Here is a 237-nt window from a genome sequence, read left to right on the forward strand (position 1 = left end):
CTTTGACATCGGGGGCCATTCGCTCCGGGCGATGACGCTCGTATCGCGCATTCATCAGACACTGGAGGCGGAGGTGCCGCTGCGGCAATTATTCCTCTCGCCAACGATTGAAAGCTTGGCGGCTGCACTGGAGGCGGCGGAAGGCAGCGTATTTGAAGCGCTCGTGCCTGCCCCGGCGCAGGCAGCGTATCCGCTGTCGTCCGCGCAAAAACGGCTGTATGTGCTGCAGCAGCTGGA

The 237-nt window shown here is 62.4% G+C and carries 1 protein-coding gene; it reads left to right on the forward strand.

The window, feature by feature from the left end; translation table 11 throughout:
- Positions 1-237 (forward strand): phosphopantetheine-binding protein (locus BBG47_RS28775; RefSeq protein WP_139070869.1); only part of this gene is annotated, 237 nt, incomplete at both ends.

This window comes from Paenibacillus sp. KS1 (assembly GCF_001680695.1).
GTDB classification, from domain to species: Bacteria; Bacillota; Bacilli; order Paenibacillales; family Paenibacillaceae; genus Paenibacillus_B; species Paenibacillus_B suaedae.